The organism is Streptomyces sp. NPDC048636 (assembly GCF_040650655.1).
Classification (GTDB): Bacteria; Actinomycetota; Actinomycetes; order Streptomycetales; family Streptomycetaceae; genus Streptomyces.
Window position 1 is genome coordinate 104470 of sequence record NZ_JBEZHR010000015.1, and the last position, 20011, is coordinate 124480.

15 protein-coding genes and 1 pseudogene are annotated in these 20011 nt (G+C 72.4%); 11 read left to right on the forward strand and 5 right to left on the reverse strand.

What is annotated here, in order from left to right:
- Positions 1-55 precede the first annotated feature (55 nt).
- The 11 genes and pseudogenes from AB0C66_RS30220 to AB0C66_RS30270 all read left to right on the forward strand — a co-directional run bounded on the left by AB0C66_RS30220 (position 56) and on the right by AB0C66_RS30270 (position 15022).
- On the forward strand, positions 56-1138 hold the full coding sequence (locus tag AB0C66_RS30220; RefSeq protein ID WP_362445597.1) for an NAD(P)-binding domain-containing protein: 1083 nt from the start codon (positions 56-58) through the stop codon (positions 1136-1138).
- 141 nt (positions 1139-1279) lie between these two features.
- Positions 1280-2563, forward strand: a pseudogene (gene rhaD, locus AB0C66_RS30225) (bifunctional rhamnulose-1-phosphate aldolase/short-chain dehydrogenase); the annotation flags it as partial.
- A gap of 54 nt (positions 2564-2617) precedes the next feature.
- Positions 2618-4126, forward strand: coding sequence for a rhamnulokinase family protein (locus AB0C66_RS30230; protein ID WP_362445600.1), 1509 nt, complete (start codon positions 2618-2620; stop codon positions 4124-4126).
- Positions 4117-4869 (forward strand): (Fe-S)-binding protein, encoded by a 753-nt coding sequence (locus AB0C66_RS30235; RefSeq protein WP_362445603.1) that lies wholly within the window; start codon positions 4117-4119, stop codon positions 4867-4869. The genes AB0C66_RS30230 and AB0C66_RS30235 overlap by 10 nt, the downstream gene beginning before the upstream one ends.
- Positions 4870-4951: 82 nt before the next feature.
- The gene (locus AB0C66_RS30240) at positions 4952-6412 is read left to right on the forward strand and encodes a lactate utilization protein B (protein WP_362445833.1); all 1461 of its coding nucleotides are present in this window, start codon (positions 4952-4954) and stop codon (positions 6410-6412) included.
- Positions 6409-7056, forward strand: a complete 648-nt coding sequence (locus tag AB0C66_RS30245) for an LUD domain-containing protein (protein ID WP_362445606.1) — start codon at positions 6409-6411, stop codon at positions 7054-7056. The genes AB0C66_RS30240 and AB0C66_RS30245 overlap by 4 nt, the downstream gene beginning before the upstream one ends.
- 139 nt (positions 7057-7195) lie before the next feature.
- Positions 7196-7393, forward strand: coding sequence for a hypothetical protein (locus AB0C66_RS30250; RefSeq protein ID WP_362445609.1), 198 nt, complete (start codon positions 7196-7198; stop codon positions 7391-7393).
- A 53-nt stretch (positions 7394-7446) separates the two neighbouring features.
- The gene (locus AB0C66_RS30255) at positions 7447-9048 is read left to right on the forward strand and encodes a penicillin-binding transpeptidase domain-containing protein (protein WP_362445612.1); all 1602 of its coding nucleotides are present in this window, start codon (positions 7447-7449) and stop codon (positions 9046-9048) included.
- Positions 9049-9216: 168 nt separating this feature from the next.
- Positions 9217-10491 carry an ROK family transcriptional regulator gene (locus AB0C66_RS30260; RefSeq protein ID WP_362445615.1) on the forward strand — a complete coding sequence of 425 codons (1275 nt, stop codon included), beginning with the start codon at positions 9217-9219 and terminating at the stop codon, positions 10489-10491.
- A 16-nt stretch (positions 10492-10507) separates the two neighbouring features.
- Positions 10508-12082, forward strand: a complete 1575-nt coding sequence (locus AB0C66_RS30265) for a glycoside hydrolase (protein ID WP_362445618.1) — start codon at positions 10508-10510, stop codon at positions 12080-12082.
- 12 nt (positions 12083-12094) lie between these two features.
- Entirely contained in the window at positions 12095-15022 is a 2928-nt protein-coding gene (locus AB0C66_RS30270; RefSeq protein ID WP_362445621.1) for a glycoside hydrolase family 2 TIM barrel-domain containing protein, read from the forward strand.
- Positions 15023-15094: 72 nt separating this feature from the next.
- Here the strand turns inward: AB0C66_RS30270 and AB0C66_RS30275 are convergent, their stop codons facing one another.
- The 5 genes from AB0C66_RS30275 to AB0C66_RS30295 form a co-directional block, all read right to left on the reverse strand.
- On the reverse strand, positions 15095-15550 hold the full coding sequence (locus AB0C66_RS30275; protein WP_362445624.1) for a peroxiredoxin: 456 nt from the start codon (positions 15548-15550) through the stop codon (positions 15095-15097).
- A 125-nt stretch (positions 15551-15675) separates the two neighbouring features.
- Positions 15676-16533, reverse strand: a complete 858-nt coding sequence (locus AB0C66_RS30280) for a glycoside hydrolase family 16 protein (protein ID WP_362445627.1) — start codon at positions 16531-16533, stop codon at positions 15676-15678.
- Positions 16534-16706: 173 nt separating this feature from the next.
- The gene (locus AB0C66_RS30285; RefSeq protein WP_362445630.1) at positions 16707-17933 is read right to left on the reverse strand and encodes an ROK family protein; all 1227 of its coding nucleotides are present in this window, start codon (positions 17931-17933) and stop codon (positions 16707-16709) included.
- Between the two features lie 146 nt (positions 17934-18079).
- Positions 18080-19330 carry an ROK family transcriptional regulator gene (locus AB0C66_RS30290; protein WP_362445632.1) on the reverse strand — a complete coding sequence of 417 codons (1251 nt, stop codon included), beginning with the start codon at positions 19328-19330 and terminating at the stop codon, positions 18080-18082.
- Positions 19331-19431: 101 nt separating this feature from the next.
- Positions 19432-19854: an ankyrin repeat domain-containing protein gene (locus AB0C66_RS30295; protein ID WP_362445635.1), complete on the reverse strand. Its 423-nt coding sequence runs from the start codon at positions 19852-19854 to the stop codon at positions 19432-19434.
- Positions 19855-20011 lie beyond the last annotated feature (157 nt).

Here is a 20011-nt window from a genome sequence, read left to right on the forward strand (position 1 = left end):
AGGGCCCGGTGCCGCGCCGGGGAAGATCTCGCCCTGGAGCAGAGTTAGTAGAAACATGAACGACATAGCCAGGGTGGACGTCGTGGTCGTGGGCGCCGGGCAGGCGGGGCTGTCCAGCGCCTATCACCTGCGGCGGGCGGGGTACGAGCCGGGCAGCGGGTTCGTGGTGCTCGACCACTCCCCCGGGCCGGGCGGCGCGTGGCAGTTCCGCTGGCCCTCGCTGACGTACGGCAAGGTGCACGGTATGTACGACCTGCCCGGGATGCGGCTGACCAGCGAGGACGCCGCCCCGGACCGGCCGTCGTCCGAGGTGATACCCGCGTACTTCACCCGCTACGAGAGCGCCTTCGACCTGCGGATCGTCCGGCCCGTCCACGTCACCGCGGTCCATGAGGGCGACGGCGGGCGGCTGGTGGTGGAGAGCTCGGCGGGGAGCTGGTCCGCACGCGCGCTGATCAACGCCACCGGCACCTGGGACCGGCCGTTCTGGCCGCGCTACCCGGGGCAGGAGACCTTCCGGGGGCGTCAGCTGCACACCGCGAGGTACCCCGGCCCCGAGGCGTTCGCCGGGCAGCGGGTGATCGTCGTGGGCGGCGGCACCTCCGGGGTGCAGCATCTGCTGGAGATCGCCGAGGTGGCGGCCGGGACGACCTGGGTGACCCGGCGGCCACCGGTCTTCCGGGAGGGGAAGTTCGACGAGATCCGGGGGCGCGCCGCCGTCGCCATGGTCGAGGAGCGGGTACGGCGCGGGCTGCCGCCGCGGAGTGTGGTGTCGGTGACCGGGCTGCCCATGACGGAACCGATGCGGCGGGCCCGGGAGAAGGGGGTCCTGGACCGGCTGCCGATGTTCGACCGGATCACCCCGACCGGGGTGCGCTGGGACGACGGCCGGACCGTGGACGCGGACACCATCCTCTGGGCCACCGGCTTCCGCGCCGCCATCGACCACCTGGCGCCGCTGAGGCTGCGCGAGCCGGGCGGCGGTATCGCCCTGGCGGGCACCCGCGCCGTCCGGGACCCGCGGATCCATCTGGTCGGCTACGGGCCGTCGGCGAGCACGATCGGCGCCAACCGTGCCGGACGGGCCGCGGTACGGGAGATCCGGGCACTGCTGGAGGCCGTCCCGGCCACCCGCTGAGGACGGCTCGCGCGCCACGCCGCCGTGGTCGGCGCGGGCACTGCCGTAGCGCGGGGTGAACACCACTCGCTGACTACGAACAGCGGCAGTCTGATCCGACCGACGTGCATGCCCGCGACGTTCCGCGGTCTGGTCTCGACCGACCGCGCCCAGGTGGGCCACTTCACCGACGCCGAACCGGTGCTGGACTTCCTCTCCCGGGCCGAACACCCGCGGCTGGCGGCGCTCGGCACCTCCTGTCCGGACCACTTCCTGCGTACGAAGGTCCGCCCGCTCCTCCTCGACCTCCCCCCGGACGCACCGCTCGACCAGGCCCTGGCCCGCCTCGAGGAGCTGCACACCGGATACCGCGCCGCCTACGAGGCGTACTACCGCCGCCACGCCACCCCGGACTCCCCCGCGATGCGCGGGGCGGATCCGGCGATCGTCCTCGTCCCCGGGGTGGGGATGTTCAGCTACGGCAAGGACAAGCAGACGGCACGGGTGGCAGGCGAGTTCTACCTCAACGCCATCAATGTGATGCGGGGCGCGGAAGCGGTGTCGGCTTACACACCCATCGACGAGTCGGAGAAGTTCCGCATCGAGTACTGGGCACTGGAGGAGGCCAAGCTCCGGCGCATGCCCGCGCCGAAGCCGCTGGCCACCCGTATCGCCCTGGTCACCGGAGGTGGCTCGGGCATCGGCAGGGCCATCGCACACCGGCTGGCGGCCGAGGGGGCGTGTGTGGCGGTGGCGGATGTGAACGCGGAAGCGGCGGAGGCGGTGGCGCGCGAACTGGGCGGTCCCGACATCGCGACGGCGATCCCCATGAACGTGACCTCCGAGGTCCAGATCCATGAGGCGGTGAACCACACCCTCCTGGCCTTCGGCGGCCTGGACCTCCTGGTGAACAACGCGGGGATCTCCCTCTCGAAACCGCTGCTGGAGACCACGGCCGAGGACTGGGACCGCCAGCACGACATCATGGCGCGGGGGTCGTTCCTCGCCTCCCGCGAGGCGGCCCGGGTGTTCCTCGCGCAGAACATGGGCGGCGACATCGTGTACATCGTCTCCAAGAACGCGGTGTTCGCGGGCCCGGACAACATCGCGTACTCGGCCACCAAGGCGGACCAGGCCCACCAAGTACGGCTGCTGGCCGTCGAGTTGGGCGCACACGGCATCCGTGTGAACGGGGTGAACCCCGACGGGGTGGTCCGGGGCAGTGGCATCTTCGCGGGTGGCTGGGGCGCCCAGCGGGCGGCGACGTACGGCGTCCCGGAAGAGAGTCTGGGCGAGTTCTACGCCCAGCGCACTCTGCTCAAACGGGAGGTGCTGCCGTCCCATGTGGCCAACGCGGTCTTCGCCCTCACCGGTGGGGAGCTCAGCCACACCACCGGGCTGCACATCCCGGTGGACGCGGGCGTGGCGGCGGCCTTCCCGCGCTGACCCGCGCGCACCCGAACGACAACCGCAACCGCCACCACCCCCACCGAGGTCCATGTGCCACGCACCCACCACCCCCGTTTCGCCGCCGTGGACCTCGGTGCGTCCAGCGGCCGTGTCATGGTCGGCGAGGTCGCCGCCGACCGGCTGACGCTCCACGAGGCGCACCGCTTCCCCAACACCCCGGTACGTGTGCACCACACCCTGCACTGGGACATCCTCGCGCTCCACCAGGGCGTACTGGACGGTCTCAAGGCCGCCGCGCACACCGGGGACACCACCCCCGCCCCCCTGACCGGCATCGGCATCGACAGCTGGGCCGTCGACTACGGCCTCCTCGATGCCACCGGTTCGCTGCTCGCCAACCCCGTCCACTACCGCGACGCCCGTACCACCCGCACCCCCGACATCGCCGACACCGTCGCGGCGGCCCTCCCGCCCCCGGCGCTCTACGCGGCCACCGGCCTCCAGCACCTCCCGTTCAACACCATCTACCAGCTCGTCGCGGCCCGCGGCACCCCCGCCCTCGCCGCCGCACACCGTCTCCTCCTCATCCCGGACCTGATCTCGTACTGGCTGACCGGCGAGGCCGGGACCGAGCTGACGAACGCCTCCACCACCCAGCTGATCGATCCGCGCACCCGCGACTGGTCCGCCGAGGTCGCCGACGCGCTCTCGATCGACCTCGCCCTCTTCCCGCCGCTGCGCCACCCCGGCTCGGCCGCCGGCACCCTGCGGCCGGAGGTCCTGACCGCCACCGGGCTGAGCGCCGCCACCCCCGTCACCGCGGTGGGCTCGCACGACACCGCGTCCGCGGTCGTCGGTGTCCCCGCCACCACACCCCGTTTCGCGTACATCGCCACCGGCACCTGGTCCCTGGCGGGGCTGGAGCTGGACGCGCCGGTGCTGACCGAGGGGAGCAGGCTGGCGAACTTCACCAATGAGCTGGGGGTGGACGGCACGGTGCGCTATCTGCGCAACATCATGGGCCTGTGGCTGCTCCAGGAGTGCCTGCGCGCATGGCGGACCAGCGCGGGCCCATCCGCCCTCGCCCCCCTCCTCCGGGCGGCGGCGGAGACCACCCCGCTCCGCTCGGTCGTGGACGCCGGTGACCCGGCGTTCCTCGCGCCCGGCGGGATGCCGGACCGGATCGCCGGCGCCTGCCGCCGTACCGGTCAGCCCGTCCCCCGCGGCCCGGCCGAGACCACCCGCTGTGTGCTGGACTCACTCGCCCTGGCCTACCGCCGGGCGATCGACGACGCGTGCCGGCTGTCCGGCCGTACCGTCGACACGGTCCATATCGTGGGTGGCGGCGCGCACAACGAGCTCCTGTGCCGACTGACGGCCGACGCGTGCGGACTCCCGGTGGTGGCGGGTCCGGCCGAGGCCGCCGCGCTGGGCAATGTCCTGGTGCAGGCCCGTTCGGCGGGCGCGGTGTCCGGCGGCCTGTCCGAGCTGCGCGAGCTCCTTCACAGCACCCAGCAGCTGCGGCAGTATGAGCCCACGGGTGATCATTCGGCGTGGGACCGGGCCGCCGCCCGGCTGGAGGAGGAACCGTGCGCGTAGGGCTCTTCATCACATGTGTGAACGACACCCTCTACCCGCACACCGGGCGGGCCGTGGTGACCCTGCTCGAACGGCTCGGTGTCGAGGTCGGCTTTCCCGCCGGGCAGAGCTGCTGCGGCCAGCCGCAGTTCAACACCGGCTACCGCCATGAGACGGAGCCGCTGGTCCGCCGCTACGCCGCCGCCTTCCGGGACTACGACTACATCGTGGCCCCCTCCGGCTCATGTGCCGCGATGGTGCGGGACAACTACCCCCGCATCGGCGCCAAGGCCGCCGCGGAGGGCCGCGGCCAGGAGCTCGCCGACGCCGCGGCCACCGTGGTCCCCAGGACGTACGAGCTGACGGAGTTCCTGACGGATGTGCTGAAGGTGACGGACGTCGGCGCGTACTACCCGCACACTGTGACGTACCACCCCACCTGCCACGGGCTGCGCCTGCTCCACCTCGGCGACCGCCCGCGGGCCCTGCTCGGCGCCGTCCGGGGGCTGGACCTGGTGGCGCTGCCGGGTGCGGAGGAGTGCTGCGGTTTCGGCGGTACGTTCGCCGTGAAGAACGCGGCCGTATCGGCGGCGATGGGCGCGGACAAGGCACGCAACATCACGGCGACGGGCGCGGAGGCGGTGTGCACGGTGGACAACTCATGTCAGATGCATATCGGCGGCACCCTCGCCCGCCAGGGCTCCACGGTGCGCCCGGTGCATATCGCCGAGATCCTGGCGAGCACGGAGAAGGACCCGTGGTGAGCGGCCGAACGGCCCCCACATACGAGAGCCCGGTGAAAGGAGACCCCCGGTGAGCGGATCAGGCCACGCCACCTATCTGGGGATGCCCGCCTTCCCGAAGGCGGCGGACAGCTCCACCCGCGACACCCAGCTGCGCGCCAACCTCCGCCACGCCACCCACACCATCCGCGCCAAGCGCGCCACCGCGGTGGCCGAACTGGACGACTGGGAGCGGCTGCGCGCCGCGGGGGCGGCCATCAAGGACCGTACGCTGCGCCATCTCGACCACTATCTCGAGCGGTTGGAGCGTGCGGTCACGGCGGCCGGTGGCCAGGTGCACTGGGCGGCGGACGCCGACGAGGCGAACCGGATCGTCACCGCGCTGGTGCGGGCGACGGGCGAACGGGAGGTCGTCAAGGTCAAGTCCATGGCGACGCAGGAGATCGGGCTGAACGGCGCGCTCGCCGAGGCGGGCATCACGGCGTACGAGACGGACCTCGCCGAGCTGATCGTGCAGCTCGGCGACGATCTGCCGTCGCACATCCTGGTGCCGGCGATCCACCGCAACCGCGCCGAGATCCGGGACATCTTCGCGGAGAAGATGGCGCGGTGGGGCCGACCGGCCCCGGACGGGCTCACCGACGCCCCCGCCGATCTGGCGGAGGCGGCCCGGCTCCACCTCCGCGAGAAGTTCCTGGGCGCCAAGGTGGGCGTCTCGGGCGCGAACTTCATGGTGGCGGAGACCGGCACGCTGGTGGTGGTGGAGTCCGAGGGCAACGGGCGGATGTGCCTGACCCTCCCCGAGACGCTGATCTCGGTGGTGGGCATCGAGAAGGTGGTGCCCACCTTCCAGGATCTGGAGGTGTTCCTCCAGCTCCTCCCCCGCTCCTCGACCGCCGAGCGGATGAACCCGTACACCTCGACCTGGACCGGCACCACGGACGGCGACGGCCCGCGCACCTTCCACCTGGTCCTGCTGGACAACGGCCGCACGGACACCCTCGCCGACACCGTGGGCCGCCAGGCGCTGCGCTGTATCCGCTGCTCGGCGTGTCTCAATGTGTGCCCGGTGTACGAGCGCGCGGGCGGCCACGCGTACGGCTCGGCGTACCCGGGCCCGATCGGCGCGATCCTCACCCCGCAACTGCGCGGCACCCGGAGCGAGCTGGACGCCTCGCTGCCGTACGCCTCCTCGCTGTGCGGCGCGTGCTACGAGGTGTGTCCGGTCGCCATCGACATCCCCGAGGTCCTGGTCCACTTGCGCGAACGCGTTGTCGAGGGCGGCCCGGTCTCCGTCCGCGGCACCCGCACGGTCATCAAACCGGCCAAGGGCCACGCCACCGAGCGCGCCGCGATGCGGGCGGCGCGCTGGGCGCTGGACCATCCCCGGGTGCTGCGCACCGGACAGCGGCTCGCCTCCCGCACCCGCCGCTTCCACCCGCGCCGGCTGCCCGGCCCGGGGCGTGCCTGGAGCGACACCCGGGAACTGCCCGTGGTGCCCGCGGAGTCGTTCCGCGACTGGTGGCAACGGACCCGCGGCACGGACGACAGGAGCACCCCATGAGCTCACGCGCCCTCGTCATGGCGAGGATCCGCCGCGCGCTGGCCGATGTCCCGCGCGCCGAGACCCCGTCGGAGGTGGCGGTCGAGCGTACGTACGCGCGCCACCACGGCGACCGCACCCCGGCGGACTCCGCCGACCTGCTGGCCGAGAATCTCGCCGACTACCGCGCCGTGGTCCACCGCACCCACGCCACCGCCCTCCCGGCCCTGATCGCCCGCCTGCTGACGGCCCGCGACGCCACCTCCGTGGCCGTGCCACCGGGCCTTCCCGCCGACTGGCTCTCCGCCACCGACATCCACCGGGTCCCGGACACCGCCGATCTGACCCCGCACGACCTGGACACGGTGTCCAGCGTGGTCACCGGCTGCGCGGTGGCCATCGCCGAAACCGGCACGGTCATCCTGGACGCCTCCCCCGACCAGGGCCGTCGCCGTATCACTCTGGTCCCCGACCACCACATCTGTGTGATCCGCGTGCCGGCCCAGGTCGTGGACTCCGTCCCCGAGGCCCTCGAACGCCTCACCCCCGCCCGCCCCCACACCTGGATCTCCGGCCCCTCCGCCACCAGCGACATCGAACTCGACCGCGTCGAAGGCGTCCACGGCCCCCGCACCCTGGAGGTCGTCCTCGTCACGGAGGACTGACCACGGCCGGGACGAGAGGGGGAACCCCCGTGCGGAGGATGCGGTGTTGCTCACATCACGGCCTCATCAGGCCAGTTGAGAGCCCTGAAGAGGTTTAGACCCGTGCGCGGTGTCAGTGGCTGCCTCTATTGTGGGGGTCATGTGTCCGACTCCTACTCCTCCTCAGCCAGCCTTACTGTCCGCCGCCACCTCCACCGACCAGGCCAACGAGGCCATCCGCGTCTTTCTGCGGGCGCGGGCCGGGCGGGCGTTGCGTCCGGCGGAGCGGGCCGAGTACGGGCGGTTGCTGCGGGTGTATACGCGGGCGTTGCGCGGGGAGATGGAGAAGGCTGCCTGAGTGGAGCGGTGCCGGATGGGCCGGTGCCGACCGGGTTCGGGGCGGGGGGCGCCGTGCGCGCAGTGGGGAAGGTCGTCGTGGGGGCGACGGTGGTCGTGCTGGTGGGGGGCCTCGGGTTCGGGGCGTACAACCTGTACACCGGGGTGACCGGCGGCAATACGACAGCGACGCACGACGGACCGGTGAGCGCGTCCGAGGTCCGGGACACCGCACACCATTTCCTGGACGCCTGGGCGGACGGTAACGACCTGCTGGCGGCCGATCTCACCAATGACGCGGAGTCGGCCCTCGGCATGCTGAGCGGGTTCCGGGAAGACGCCCGGGTGAAGAAGGTGACGCTGACCCCGCGCACGGCGAAGGGCCCCACGGTGCCGTTCCGGGTCAAGGCCGAGATCCGCTATGGAAAGACCCGTTCGACCTGGAGCTATGACTCGCGGCTGACCGTGGTGCGCGGCCGGACGACCAATAAACCGCTGGTCGACTGGGCGCCCTCGGTCGTCCATCCGCAGCTGGTGAAGGGCCAGACGGTCCGGACGGATCTGGCGGAGAACGCGCCGATCCGGGTGCTGGACCGGCGCGGCAAGGAGCTGCGGCAGGGGCGCTTCCCCTCCCTCGATCCCCTGCTGACCTCCCTGAGGGCGCGGTACGGCGCCGATAGGGGCGGTACGGCACAGGTCGAGGTGTGGGCGGTGCGGCCGGACGGGACGGCCGGGGACACCCTGCATGTGGTGACGAAGGGCAAGCAGGGCACCCTGCGCACCACGCTCGACGCGGCGGTGCAGAAGAGCGCCGAGAAGGCCGTGGCCAAGCGGTTCGGCGCCTCCGTGGTGGCCCTCAAGCCCAGTACGGGCGAGATCCTGGCGGTGGCCAACTCCGACAAGGGCGAGTTCAACGCGGCGTTGCAGGGGCAGACGGCACCCGGCTCCACCTTCAAGATCGTCACTGCCGCCACCCTGCTGGAGAGCGGTTCGGTGACGCCCGGCCGCCGGGTGCCCTGTCCGAAGACGGTGGCGTACCAGCAGGGCAAGACCTTCCACAATGTCGAGGACAGCGAGAATCCGGGCGCCACCTTCGCACAGGACTTCGCGGCCTCCTGCAATACGGCGTTCGTGTCGCTCGCCGGGGCGGTTCCCGACGGTGCGGTGGCCCGTGAGGCACGGTCGGTGTTCGGGATCGGGCGCGACTGGCAGGTGGGTGTGTCCACGTTCGACGGTTCGGTGCCCGACGGCAGCGGGGACGACAAGGCCGCGGCCTTCATCGGCCAGGGCACGGTGCAGATGAATCCGCTCACCATGGCCTCGGTGGCCGCCACCGCCCAGACGGGCACGTTCAAGCAGCCCGTCCTGGTGCCGCGTTCGGTCGGCCACCGGCAGTTCGCCACCGGCGACCGCGCACTGAGCCCGTCCGTCGTCCAGCAGCTGAAGGGCATGATGCGGCTGACGGCGACCAGCGGCACCGCCGCACGGGCGATGTCCGGGCTGACCGGGGACATCGGCGCCAAGACCGGCTCGGCCGAGGTCGACGGCCAGCCGAAGACCAACGCCTGGTTCACCGCCTACCGGGACGACCTGGCCGCGGCAGCCGTGGTCACCCAGGGCGGCCACGGCGGCGACGCCGCGGGCCCCGTCGTCCGCGAGGTCCTCACCGCTCACTGACCCGGGCGCGGCCCGTGTCACCCCTCGGACACCTTCGTACGGCCCCTTTCCACAAGGGTTATGCAAAGGGGTTGTTCAAGCCGGATCCGCGCCCCTACCGTGACGCTCACGGCCGGACGCCGGTCGGCGAGCTCCCGCCCCACAGAGCCCTACGGAGGCGATCACGGCGTGAAGCGCACATCCCGCGACATCCGCACCGCGAACCGCTACGAGGTGCTGCGCCGCGTCATCGCCGAGTCCCCCGTCTCCCGGCAGCAGCTGGCCTCGGCGACCGGGCTCAGCCTGGCCACCGTCGCCACGCTCCTCGCTGAGCTGCTGCACCTCGGGGCGATCACCGAGGTCGGCTACGAGGACTCCGACGGCGGACGGCCACGCGGACTGGTGGCCGTCGACGCGTCCGGCGGTGCGCTGATCGGCGTGGACGTGGCCGAGACATACGTCCATGTCGAGCTGTTCGACCTCTCCCTCACCGTCCTGGCCCGCGCCGACGAGGAGTTGCGCCCCGAGCTTCCCGGTGAGCGCGGACCGGAGCGGGTGGTCGCGCGGATCGCCACCGCCGTACGAGCGGTGGTCGAGGCCGCGGGGATCCCCGACGAGCGGGTGCTGGGGGTCGGCGTCAGCATGCCGGGGCAGGTGGACCGCGAGGGCGGGGTGTCGGTGTTCGCGCCCAACTGGGACTGGCATGACGTCCCCGTGCTGGATCTGCTGGCCGCCCACCTCCCCCACCCCCTCCAGCTGGACAATCCGCTGCGCGCCTGCACCGTGGCCGAGATGTGGTTCGGGGCGGCCCGCGGACGGGACGACGCGGTGGTGGTCAATCTCGGTACGGGCGTGGGCGCCGGGCTCGCGCTCGGCGGCACCCTGCACCGCGGTGCGAGCAACAGCGCGGGCGAATGGGGACACACCACCCTGGTGCTGAACGGACGGCTGTGCCACTGCGGCGCCCACGGCTGTGTGGAGTCCTACGTCGGCGCCCCGGGCATCATGCGGAATCTGCGCGAGCTGAGCCCCGGCAGCCCGCTGCTGCACCCCGACGACCAGACCGCCACCGTCGCGGCGCTCGGCCGCGCGTTCGCCGACGGCGATCCGGTGGCCGTGAAGACCGTGCGGGACACCGCCCGCTATCTCGGCGCGGGCCTGGCCGACCTGGTCAATCTGCTCAACCCCGAAGTGATCGTGCTCAGCAGCTGGGTGGCGGCCGGGCTCGGTGAGGGGCTGCTCACCGAGGTGCGCTCCGCCGTGGCGGGGCGTGCCCTGCGCCGCCCGCTCGCGAGCACCGAGATCGTGCTCTCCCCGATACCGACCAATCCCGTGAGCCTCGGCGCGGCCACCTTCGCCCTGGAGGGCTGGCTCGCGTCGACCGGGCTCAAGAGCCGCACGCACACCGCCACCAGCACCAGCACCAGCACCAGCACCGCAAGGATCCGCAGCACACCCTCGTGACGACGGAAGGGTTGCCATGTCACAGAGCCGCACCCGGACCCTGCCCACACCCCCGCACCGCGCCAGGAGCCGCAGGCGCGCCCTCCTCCCGGGCGGAGCCGCCGCCCTCGCCCTGATCGCCTCCCTCTCCCCCGCCCCCGCCACCGCGGAGACCGCGAACAGCACCACGGGCGCGGACCCGGCCCACCCCGCTCATGTCTCCCCCGCCCCCGCCCAGACCATCGACAACATCGGTGCCTCGGGCGCCTGGTGGGTCAATGACCTGGCCGCCTTCTCCCCCTCCGCGCAGAACAGGGCCGCCCGGCTGCTGTTCGGCCGCGACGGGCTCGCCCTGTCCGCGTACCGCTACAACATCGGCGGCGGTGGCACCGGGGTGACCACCCCCGAGCGCGCCCCCGAGGACTTCCTCGCGGCGGACGGCGGCTACGACTGGTCCAAGGACCGGGGCGGCCGCACCTTCCTCCGCCAGGCCGCCCGCCATGGCGTCAAGGACCTGATCGGATTCGTCAACAGCGCCCCCGCCCGCTGGAAGACGAATGGGAAGAGCTGCGGCGGGTATCTCGAATCCGCCGACGAGCGGAAGTTCGCCCGCTACCTCGCCGATGTGATCGACCACTTCGCGCGGAAGGGGATGGCCCTGGACCACCTCAGTCCCTTCAACGAGCCGACGAACAGCTTCGCCGAATGCGGTCAGGAAGGCATGCTGGTCGGCGTCGGACAGCGGGACGACATCGTCCGGGCGGTCGGCGCGGAGCTGGCCGCGCGCCACTCCCGCGTCGGTATCACCGCCGACGAGTCCAGCAGCACCGAGGACTTCGTCACCCAGGTCCCGCAGTGGCTGAACACCCCCGGCACCGCGCGGTACGTCGACAAGCTGGCCCACCATACGTACAACAACCCGAGCGACACCGGCCGCGCCGATGTGGCCAGGACGGCCACGTCCCTCGGGAAGACGTCCTGGTCCTCCGAGATCTGCTGCTTCGGCAAGGGCGGTACGGGCTGGGCCCAGGAGTACGACCCGACCATCGACAACGCCCTGTCGATGTCCCGGATCATCCACAAGGACTTCACCGTCGCCCACGACTCGGCGTTCCAGTGGTGGACGGCACTGTCCAACAAGATGGGCGCCGACCCCCGGACTGGTGCCGACACCAAGAACGACCAGGGCTGGAACGACGGGCTGATCTACTACGACCCCGAGTACGCCGCCAACGGCAACCAGCGGCTGTACCTCACCAAGCGCTATTACGCGCTGGGGCAGTACAGCAAGTTCGTACGCCCCGGCGCCGTCCTGCACGAGGTGACCGGCGCGCCGGGCGATGTCGAGGTCACCGCCTTCCGGCAGGGGAGCCGCTGGGTCCTGGTGGTCAACAACCACCGCGGCGGCACCGCCGGGCTGAAGCTGGACCTGGGGGCCGGACAGCGGCTGTCCGCCGTCTCCGCGGTGCGTACCTCGGCCACCGAGAACTGGGCCGCGGTCGGCGAACCCACCGTGTCCGGCGGCACGGTCTCGGCCTCGCTGCCGGGCCGCTCCCTCACCACCTATGTGCTCGACCGGCGCGCGGCCACCACCGACCCGAATGAAGGCTGACCGAGGAGAAGGATGAGCTCCACGCAGCACACGCCGCTTCCGTACCACGAGGATCTCTCCCCCGGCAGTGGAGGGCTGCCGCCCCGCGCCTGGTCCGCCGAGACCGACGCGGCGCGGCTGAGCCTGGACGGCGTCTGGGCCTTCCGGCTGTCCCCGACCGCCACCGCCGAGGACGACGCGTTCGCCCGCCCCGGCTACGACGCCTCGGGGTGGGACGAGATCCCGGTGCCCGCGCACTGGGTACTGCACGGCCACGGCGCGCCGATCTACACCAACCACCGCTATCCGTTCCCGGTGGACCCGCCCCGGGTCCCCAGCGAGAACCCCACCGGTGACCATCTGCGCGTCTTCGACCTGCCCCCGGGGTGGCCGGACGGCGGTGACGCGGTGCTGCGTTTCGAGGGCGTCGAGTCCTGTGCCCGGGTCTGGCTCAACGGCGAGGAGCTGGGCACCTTCAAGGGCAGCCGACTGCCGCACGAGTTCGCCGTCGGCGGGCTGTTGCGCCCGCGCGGCAACGTACTCGCCGTACGGGTGCACCAGTGGTCCTCCGGCAGCTATCTGGAGGACCAGGACCAGTGGTGGCTGCCGGGGATCTTCCGCGAGGTCACCCTGGAGCACCGCCCCGAGGGCTGTCTCGAGGACTACTTCGTCCACGCCTCGTACGACCACCTGAGCGGCACGGGCACCCTCCGGATCGACGCCGACCCCGGCGGCCGGGTCACCGTGCCCGAACTGGGCCTGGACCTGGCCACCGGGGAGAGCGCCACCGTGCCGGTGGAGCCGTGGACGGCGGAGACCCCACGGCTGTACGAGGCGTGGCTGACCACTGTCGGCGAGAGCGTTCCGCTGCGCGTCGGCTTCCGCACCGTCGTGGTCGAGAACGGGCTGCTGAAGGTCAACGGCAGGCGGGTGCTGTTCCGCGGGGTCAACCGGCATGAGTTCCATCCGGAGACCGGCCGCGCGGTGGACCTGGAGACCATGCGCGCCGATCTGACACTGATGAGACAGCACAACATCAACGCCGTGCGCACCAGCCACTATCCACCGCATCCGGCCTTCTTCGGGCTCTGTGACGAGCTGGGGCTGTGGGTCATCGACGAATGCGACCTGGAGACCCATGGCTTCGTCGAGCAGGAGTGGCGGGACAACCCGGTGGACGACGTCCGCTGGATCCCCGCGCTGATCGACCGCGCCGCCCGGATGGTCGAGCGCGACAAGAACCACCCGTCGATCGTGATGTGGTCGCTGGGCAATGAGTGCGGCACCGGCCGCGGGCTGTCCGCCATGGCCGACTGGATCCGGGAGCGCGACCCGTCCCGGGTGATCCACTACGAGGGCGATCCGTCCTGCGCGGACACCGATGTCTACTCGCGGATGTACGCGCCGCATGACGAGGTCGAGCAGATCGGGCGGCGCGCCGAGCCGCCGTGGGGCGATCCTGAGCTGGACGCCGAGCGCCGCCGGCTGCCGTTCATCCAGTGCGAGTACGCGCATGCCATGGGCAACGGACCGGGTGGACTGAGCGAGTACCAGCGGTCGTTCGAGACCCATGAGCGCTGCCAGGGCGGTTTCGTCTGGGAGTGGATCGACCACGGTCTCGCCCGGCGCACCGCCGACGGCACGCCCTGGTTCGCGTACGGCGGGGACTTCGGCGAGGAGCTGCACGACGGGAACTTCGTCTGCGACGGTCTGGTCTTCCCCGACCGCACCCCCTCACCGGGGCTGGCCGAGTACAAGAAGGTCATCGAGCCGGTCCGGATCGACGGCGACGGGGTCGAGGGCACCGTGCGGATCGCCAATCACCACGACTTCGCCGATCTGTCCCATCTGGTCTTCAGCTGGGCGTACGAGGCCGAGGGCGAGGTGGTGGCCACCGGTGAGCTGGCGGTGCCCCCGGTCGGGCCGGGGCTCGCCGCCGACCTCAAGCTGCCCGCGCCACCGGAGACCGAGCCCGGGCAGGAGACCCGGTGGACCGTGGAGGCGCGGCTCGCCGCCACCACGGCGTGGGCGGCCGCGGGCCATCCGGTGGCCTGGGGCCAACTCCCCGCCCGGGTACGGACCGAGCCGCCGCACACCGCCGCACCGCAGGAGGCGCCGCGCCGCGCCACCGGGCGGATCGTCCTCGGCCCGGGCACCTTCGACGCGGCCACCGGTGAGCTCACGGCGCTCGGCGCGCTCGCGGTCACCGGACCGCGGCTGGATGTGTGGCGGGCGCCCACCGACAACGACAACGGCGCGTCCTGGCAGCCCGACGAGCGCTACGGGGTGCTCTGGCGGGAGCTGGGGCTGCACCGGATGCGGCACCGGGTGGACGCGGTGGAGCCGGACGGCACCGGGCTGACGGTGCGGACGCGGGTGGCCGCGGCCGCCACCGACCTGGCCCTGGAGACCGTCTACCGCTGGACCGCCGCCGGGGACCGGCTGCGGCTGGCGGTCTCGGTCACCCCGCACGGTGCATGGCCCTGTCCGCTGCCTCGGCTCGGCGTACGGCTGGGGGTCCCGGCCTCGCTGGGCCGGGCCGAGTGGTTCGGCGGCGGACCCGGCGAGGGCTATCCGGACACCCGTGCCGCGTGTCGGCTGGGGCGCTGGGCGCTGCCGGTGGACGCGATGCAGACACCGTACGTCCGGCCGCAGGAGAACGGGGCGCGGCCGGATGTCCGCTGGGCGCGGCTGTCCGCGCCCGACGGGCGGGGGGTGCGGATCGAGGGCGCCCCGCCGTTCTGGTTCACCGCGCGCCGCTGGACCAGTGAGCAGTTGGACGCCGCCGGGCACACCCCGGATCTGGTGCCGTCCGAGGACACGGTGTGGGTCAACCTCGACCACGGTCAGCAGGGCATCGGCAGTCAGTCCTGCGGGCCCGGGGTGCTCGAGCCGTACCGTCTTCCGGTCGCACCGGCGGCGTTCACCTTCGTCTTCTCCCCGGTGGCCCCGTTGGGGTGAGACGGGCCGACCACGGGCGGGCCGCCGGTCGGCTGCCCGCCCGTGGTCGGCACCCGCGCGCGGTCCGTACGTTCAGCCCGCCGCGTTCCGCAGCGCCTCCAGCGCCTTGTCCGCGTGCACCGACATCCGGAACTCGCTCTTGATGACCTCCAGCACCCGGCGATCGGTGCCGATCACGAAGGTGACCCGCTTGGTCGGTACGGCCGCGAGCCCGCGCTTGACCCCGAACCTCTCCCGTACGGTCCCCTCCGGGTCGGAGAGCAGCGGATAGCCGAAGGAGTGGCGGTCGGCGAACTCCGCCTGCCGCTCGACGGAGTCGGCGCTGATCCCCACCGGCTGGGCGCCCAGGGCCGTGAACTCGGCCGTGATGTCGCGGAAGTGGCACGCCTCCTTGGTGCAGCCGGGTGTCATGGCCGCCGGGTAGAAGAAGAGCACCACCGGCCCGTCCGTGAGCAAACCGCTCAGTGTGCGGGCCGTGCCGGTCTCGTCGGGAAGTTCGAAGTCGTCGACCACATCACCGATGTCCATGGGAGCACGCTACTCGGCCCCCGGACGCCCCGTGTGTCCCGGTCGGCAGGGGCCCGGTGCGGTCCGGCCGCGGCCCCGCGGGGTGCGGGACCGCGGCCGGTGTGGGGGGTCGGGGATGGCAGGTGTCAGTTGCCGCCGGTCACCTTCACATAGTCGACGACAAGCTGCTGCGGGAAGGTGGTGCCGCCGTCCGGGTCACCCGGCCAGTAGCCGCCGACGGCCAGGTTGAGGATGAGGTAGAAGGGATGGTCGAACACCCAGCGGTTGCCGCCCAGGTCGGCCGGGGTGCGGGTCTGGTAGACCTGTCCGTCGACCGACCAGGTGATCTTGTCGGGCGACCAGTCGATGGCGAAGGTGTGGAAGTCGTCGGCGAACGCGGCTCCGCCCGGGAGGGTGTAACCGGCGCCGATCCCGCCCGAACCGGAGTAGCCGGGGCCGTGGATGGTGCCGTGCACGGTGCCCGGTTCGAAGCCGACGTTCTCCATCACATCGATCTCACCGCAGTTGGGCCAGCCCGCGCCGCCGATGTCCGTGCCCAGCATCCAGAAGGCGGGCCACATGCCCTGGCCGCGCGGGACCTTCAACCGGGTCTCCACATGTCCGTAGGCGGTGCTGAAGGTGCGGGCGGTGGAGAGCCGGGCGGAGGTGTACTCGCACCGGCCGTACCAGCAGGCGTAGTCGGCCGGGTTCTCCTTGCGCGCGGTGATGACCAGATTGCCCTGGCCGTCGAGCGCGGCGTTCTTGGTGCCGTCGGTGTAGTACTGCCGCTCGTGGTTGTTGACGTTGTCGCCGGTCTCATAGCCCCAGCGGGAGCCGTCGACGGCACCGCCCGCGGGGCCGTCGAAGTTCTCGGTGAAGGCGGCGGCGCCTGCCTTCCCGGTTTGCGGCCCGGTGGCGGTGGCAGGGGTGGTGAACCAGGGAGTGGCCGCGAGCGCGGTGGCCGAGAGCAGGCCGATCACAGTGGTGCGCAGGGTCCTTCGCATGGAACCGGGGTGCCTTCCTGTGGGGGGCGGTCCGGTCGTCGCCGGTCCGTGGGGGGGGAAGGTGCTGCGGCCGGTGCGGTCACGGCCGGTGGAACGTCTGCGGGGAGCGTGGGGAAAGCGTGGGGGAAGCGGGTCGCGAGGGGCGGGTTACGGGCTACGGGGCGAACGGGCCGCTAGGACACGGGAGTCCGGGGCGGATGCGCACCGTCGGCGAGGTAGCGCCGTACCGGGAGCGTCGCGGCGCCGAGCGCGACACCGTCCCGTCCCAGCCGCCCCAGTTCGATGGCGGTATGGGCGTACGGCCGCCGCAGCGCCTGCGCGGCCACCGACTCCCGGATCCGGGGCAGCATCCGGGCGCCGAACGACAGTCCTGCCCAGCCGCCGAGGACGATGCGCTGCGGGTTGAAGAGGTTGACCAGATTGGCGATTCCGGCACCGAGATACACCGCGGCCTCCTCCAGGACGCGCTGTGCGGCGGGGGAGGTGTCGGCCGCGGCCAGTAACGCGGTGAACGCGGACTCCTCGTCCTCCCCCGGGACCGGGCGGCCACGCCGGGCCTGACGGAACCGCTCCAGGACCGCCGCGGCGCCCACATACGCCTCCAGGCAGCCGCGGGCACCGCACCGGCAACGGCGGCCCCCGGCCTGGACGGTGGTGTGCCCCCACTCCCCCGCGCTGCTGGTGGCGCCCCGGTAGGAGGTGCCGTGGGTGATGACACCGGCCCCGACACCGGAGCCGATCAGCGCGACCACCACATGCTGGGCGCCCCGCGCGGCGCCGAACCACTGCTCGGCCTGACCCATCGCGCTGGCGCCGTTGTCGATGAACAGCGGCAGCGCCGTGCCCGCGCGCAGCAGCCGCTCCAGCGGCACCGCGTCCCAGCCGATGGTCTGGCCGTGCACAAGGGTGTCGGCGCCGCGCTCCACCACACCGGAGACCCCGATGCCGACGCCGAGGATCGCGGACAACGGCACCCCTGCGGTGCCGATGACGCTGTCGATACCGGTGAGGATGTGGCCGACAACGATGTCGGCGTCGTGTCGGCCGGGGTGCAGTGGATGGTCGGCGGCGGCCCGCTGGTGCAGTGCCAGGTCGAACAGGGCGACGCGCACCCGGGTTTCGCCGATGTCGACGCCGATGACGTACCGGTGCGTGGGGGCCGTCCGGAGCCGGGGTGGGCCCGGTCGGTCCGCCTCCGGCTCGAAGAGGAGGACGCCCTCGAGGAGCAGTTCACCGACGGCGCGATCCACGGCGGTGGCATCAAGGCCCGTACGCAGCACAAGCTGCTGTCTGCTGAGCGGGGGGTCGAAGTACAACGCCCACAGGACCGAGGAGCGGGCGCCGCGCCGCGGGTCGCGCACGGCGGTGCGCGGGTGGGGCTGGGCTGCCTGGACCGTCATACATCACCTCCCGGGGAGACCCAATGTCCAGCCGGGTTCGGGCCATGTCAACAGGTCTGGACCTTCTTGGTTCAAAGAACTTGAGACGGCGGCTGCCTCAACTCCCCTGAAACGGACAGAAGTCGAACCCAGCGGTCCGGGAGCCCTCAGAACACCCCACCGGTGGCGAGGAAATGGGCCAGCGGAAGGGTGGCCGCGCCCAGCGCCACGGCGTCCGGACCGAGCGCCGCCGGGGCGATCTCGGTCCGCGCCAGCGGGCGGCGCAGCGCGTAGCGGGCGGTGGCCTCCTGGATCAGGGGCAGCGCGTGGGTGCCGAGCAGCGCTCCGGCCCAGCCGCCGAGGATGATCCGCTCGGGGTTGAAGAGGTTGATCAGGTCGGCGATGCCCGCGCCGAGGTAGGCGGCGGTCTCCTCCAGCACCTCGCGGGCCCGGGTGTCGGTCCCGTCCGCGGCCCGCAGCAGCGCGGCGAACGCGTCCCGCTGCCCGGCGGCGGAGCCCGCGGCGGAGGCCGGATCGGCGCCCGTGGCCGGATCGGCACCGGCGGCGACGCCACGTCCGGCGCGGGCCCGGTAGCGGTCCAGCACCGACCGCGCCCCGATGTACGCCTCCAGACAGCCGACCGCCCCGCACCGGCAGGTGCGCCCGCCGACCTGGACGACGGTATGACCCCACTCCCCCGCGCTGCTGGTCGCGCCCCGGTACGGTGCCCCGCCGGTCACGATGCTCGCGCCGACGCCCGAGCCGATCAGCGCGATCACGGCGGTTTCCGCGCCGCGCCCGGCGCCGAACCACATCTCGGCCTGCCCCTGTGCCGTGGCGCCGTTGTCGATGAACAGCGGCAGCGCCGTGCCCGCGCGCAGCAGCCGCTCCAGCGGCACCGCGTCCCAGCCGAAGGTCTGGCCGTGCACGACGGCCTCGGGCTCCCGCTCGACGATGCCCGGGACCCCGACCCCCACGCCGATGACCGCGTCCGCCGCCACCTCACCCTTGGCCAGGACCATGTCCAGCCCGGTCAGGATGTGGTCGACGATCGGTCCGGCCTCATAGCGGCCGGGGGGCAGCGGATGCTCCCATCGGGCGAGTTCGGTCAACGCCAGGTCGAACAGCGCCACCCGGACGTGGGTTTCCCCGATATCGACCCCGAGGAGATGGCCGCTGCCGGGGGCCACCCGGAGCAGTGTCCGGGGGCGGCCGCCGTCGGAGTCCAGCGAACCGGCGTCCTCCGCGAGTCCGTCGGCGAACAGATCGCTCACGACGTTGCTCACCGAGCCCGCGCTGAGCCCGGTGAGCTCCCCCAGCTCCTGGCGGCTCACCGGCCCCCGGAAGTACAGCGTGCGCAACAGTGTCGAGCGGTTGCCGCGCCGCAGATCGCGTACGGTGCGCCGGTTTTCGGCCATCGGACTCCTTCCCCCAGCCCGAATCTACCGGCCCCGCACACCCTCACGCAGCCCTCCGCGCCCCTTCGGTCACACCGTGAACGAAGCGCTCCACGGCGGCACTAGTCGGTCTCCGGCGTCCCGAACAGGGTCAGCAGATCCTCCCGCCCGAACATCCGCGCCGTCTCGACCGCCGAGGGCGATCCGGCCCGCGGATCGGCACCCCCGGCCAGCAGCACCCGCAGCACCTCCTCCTCGCCCTTGAAGGCGGCTCCGGCGATGGGGGTCTGCCCCCTTTCGTTGACGCGGTTGGGGTCGGCGCCGCGGTCCAGCAGGGCCGATACGGTCGCGGGGTGGCCGTAGTAGGCCGCCAGCATGAGCAGCGAATCACCCTTGTCGTTGGTGAGGTTGGCCGGGACACCCGCGTCCACATAGGCGGCGAGGGTGTCCGTGTCACCGCGCCGGGCCAGGTCGAAGACCTTGGCGGCCAGCTGCAACACCTCCGGGTCGTGCGGGGGCTCGGTCTCGGGGTTCGGCTCGCTCATGGCGTCTCGCCTCCGGCTCGGCTTCCGGCTCGTCTGGGCATGTGAGCACTGCTACGGATCACTTCTACGCGATCACGTACACCCTAGGGACGGCGGGGCCGAGGAGCCGACCCCCGCGCCGGAGCCGTACCGGGCCGCGCGCAACCCCATCACACAC

Bases quoted from the DNA above. Each gene is read 5' to 3' on its own strand.
- AB0C66_RS30220 (WP_362445597.1), top strand. From the start codon at position 56: ATGAACGACATAGCCAGGGTGGACGTCGTGGTCGTGGGCGCCGGGCAG.
- AB0C66_RS30240 (WP_362445833.1), top strand. From the start codon at position 4,952: ATGCCCGCCTTCCCGAAGGCGGCGGACAGCTCCACCCGCGACACCCAG.
- AB0C66_RS30245 (WP_362445606.1), top strand. From the start codon at position 6,409: ATGAGCTCACGCGCCCTCGTCATGGCGAGGATCCGCCGCGCGCTGGCC.
- AB0C66_RS30250 (WP_362445609.1), top strand. From the start codon at position 7,196: ATGTGTCCGACTCCTACTCCTCCTCAGCCAGCCTTACTGTCCGCCGCC.
- AB0C66_RS30265 (WP_362445618.1), top strand. From the start codon at position 10,508: ATGTCACAGAGCCGCACCCGGACCCTGCCCACACCCCCGCACCGCGCC.
- AB0C66_RS30270 (WP_362445621.1), top strand. From the start codon at position 12,095: ATGAGCTCCACGCAGCACACGCCGCTTCCGTACCACGAGGATCTCTCC.
- AB0C66_RS30275 (WP_362445624.1), bottom strand. From the start codon at position 15,550: ATGGACATCGGTGATGTGGTCGACGACTTCGAACTTCCCGACGAGACC.
- AB0C66_RS30280 (WP_362445627.1), bottom strand. From the start codon at position 16,533: ATGCGAAGGACCCTGCGCACCACTGTGATCGGCCTGCTCTCGGCCACC.
- AB0C66_RS30285 (WP_362445630.1), bottom strand. From the start codon at position 17,933: ATGACGGTCCAGGCAGCCCAGCCCCACCCGCGCACCGCCGTGCGCGAC.
- AB0C66_RS30290 (WP_362445632.1), bottom strand. From the start codon at position 19,330: ATGGCCGAAAACCGGCGCACCGTACGCGATCTGCGGCGCGGCAACCGC.
- AB0C66_RS30295 (WP_362445635.1), bottom strand. From the start codon at position 19,854: ATGAGCGAGCCGAACCCCGAGACCGAGCCCCCGCACGACCCGGAGGTG.